The following is a 2,618-nucleotide window of genomic DNA, read 5'->3' on the forward strand; positions in this document are numbered from 1 at the left end:
ACAGCCTGCTGACCACCAGCAGTGGCTACAGCGGCGGCAACCCGTTCGATGCGGCGTTGGGTTACCTGCGCCTGGTGCAACAAGGCGCCGATACCCTGCTGCAATGGGACCAGAATGGCACCGCCTCCGGGGGCGCCGGCTGGAGTACCGTCATCACCCTACAGCACACCGTCGCCAGCAGCCTCACTATCGACAACTTTTCACCTTCGACCAGTATTACCGGCATTGAGGTGGTAAACCTGAATACCCCCCCTGAAGTCAGCAGCCCACTGGCCGACCAGGCGGCGACCGAGGATGACGTCTTCAGCTTCACCGTACCAGTCGGCACCTTCAACGACTCCGATGCGGGAGACACGCTGACATACAGCGCTATTCTGGCAGACGGCTCGCCATTGCCGAGCTGGTTGAGCTTCGATGCCGCGAGCCGTAGCTTCAGCGGCACACCGGGCAATGGCGAAGTTGGCAGCCTTAGCATCAAGGTCATCGCCACGGACCGTGGCAATCTCAGCGCCAGTTCCAGCTTCACCCTGAGCGTTGGCAACACCAACGACACCCCGACTGTTACCGGTCCGGTAAGCCTGGCGAATGGCGTGGAGGATCAAAGCTACACCCTGACTGCCGCGCAACTGTTGGCTAACGCCAGCGATGTGGATGTGGGCGATACGCTGAGCGTGCAGAGCGTCAGTGTCGACCCGGCCGATGGCAGCCTGACTGACAATGGCAATGGCACCTGGACTTATAGCCCGGCGGCCAACCGCAATGGTGCGGTGAGTTTCACGGTGGTGATCAGTGACGGCTCGGCCAGCATCATCACTGCCGCCAGTCTGGATCTGGCGCCGGTAATCGATGCACCGACCCTGCAGATCCCTCTTGCCAACCAACTCAGCGGGTTGGGGCACGCCTTCAGCTATAGCCTGCCGGTCAACACCTTTGCCGATGTGGATGTGGGCGACAGCCTGATGCTCAGCGCCACATTGGCCGGTGGTGACCCCTTGCCAGCCTGGCTGAGTTTCGATGCGGCGAGCCACACCTTCAGCGGCACCCCGCTAGCCGGCACCCCGGCCGGGGCGATCGAGATCGTCGTCACGGCCACGGATTCGGGCGGGCTGTCGGTGAGCGAAGGCTTCAGCCTGAATCTGCTGGATGCCATCGTTGGTACGCCGAACCCGGACACGCTGAATGGCAGCGTGGTGGCGGATGCGATCTATGGGCTGGAGGGAGGTGACCAGCTGTTTGGTTTTGGCGGTGATGACCTGCTTGATGGCGGGGCCGGACGCGACACTGTCTACGGTGGCCAGGGTAATGACACCTTACTGGCGGGCAATGACTCTGATGGTAGCTTTCTCAGTGGCGAGGAGGGTAACGACACGCTGGTTGGCAGCAGTGGCGATGACTCAATGGATGGTGGGGCCGGTAGCGACGTGCTGCAGGGAGGAAACGGCAATGACACCTTGCAGGATTACGACTTCTCCGGTTTGGTTGCCACCAACAGCCTGGACGCAGGTGCAGGCAATGACACGATTAACGTTTATCAGTCCAACAGCGGCTCCGTTACCACTGTCAGTGGCGGGGCTGGGCGTGACACCTATCTCTTGCGAGCCAGCGCTCAGGGACAAATGCTTGTCAGCGACTTCGCCCCCGGTAGCGCTGGCGACATCCTCAGCATCAATGACCTGCTGACCAGCAGCAGCGGTTACAGCGCTGGCAACCCCTTCGACCCGGCGCTGGGTTACCTGCGCCTGGTGCAGCAGGGCGCCGATACCCTGCTGCAGTGGGACCAGAACGGCACGGCGGCGGGTGGCACCGGCTGGCGGACCATCATTACCCTGCAAAACACCGTGGCCAGCAACCTTACCATCGACAACTTTGCGCCGGCGGCGCCGCCGGATGGCAGTGCGGTGGGATTGACCTTGATCGGCACGCCGAACCCGGACACGCTGAATGGCAGCGTGGTGGCGGATGCGATCTATGGGCTGGAGGGAGGTGACCAGCTGTTTGGTTTTGGCGGTGATGACCTGCTTGATGGCGGGGCCGGACGCGACACTGTCTACGGTGGCCAGGGTAATGACACCTTACTGGCGGGCAATGACTCTGATGGTAGCTTTCTTAGTGGCGAGGAGGGTAACGACACGCTGGTTGGCAGCAGTGGCGATGACTCAATGGATGGTGGGGCCGGTAGCGACGTGCTGCAGGGAGGAAACGGCAATGACACCTTGCAGGATTATGACTTCTCCGGTTTGGTTGCCACCAACAGCCTGGACGCAGGTGCAGGCAATGACACGATTAACGTTTATCAGTCCAACAGCGGCTCCGTTACCACTGTCAGTGGCGGGGCTGGGCGTGACACCTATGTCTTGCGAGCCAGCGCTCAGGGACAACTGCTTGTCAGCGACTTCGCCCCCGGTAGCGCTGGCGACATCCTCAGCATCAATGACCTGCTGACCAGCAGCAGCGGTTACAGCGCTGGCAACCCCTTCGACCCGGCGCTGGGTTACCTGCGCCTGGTGCAGCAGGGCGCCGATACCCTGCTGCAGTGGGACCAGAACGGCACGGCGGCGGGTGGCACCGGCTGGCGGACCATCATTACCCTGCAAAACACCGTGGCCAGCAACCTTACC

General features: G+C 62.0%; 1 protein-coding gene. It reads left to right on the top strand.

All coding sequences use genetic code 11. The features are described from left to right. Positions 1 to 2,618, top strand: a 2,618-nt coding sequence (locus CGA21_RS29635) for a putative Ig domain-containing protein (protein WP_188265685.1), incomplete at both ends; no start/stop codon positions are given.

The sequence above is a fragment of the Pseudomonas sp. PSB11 genome, assembly GCF_014596605.1.
GTDB classification, from domain to species: domain Bacteria; phylum Pseudomonadota; class Gammaproteobacteria; order Pseudomonadales; family Pseudomonadaceae; genus Aquipseudomonas; species Aquipseudomonas umsongensis.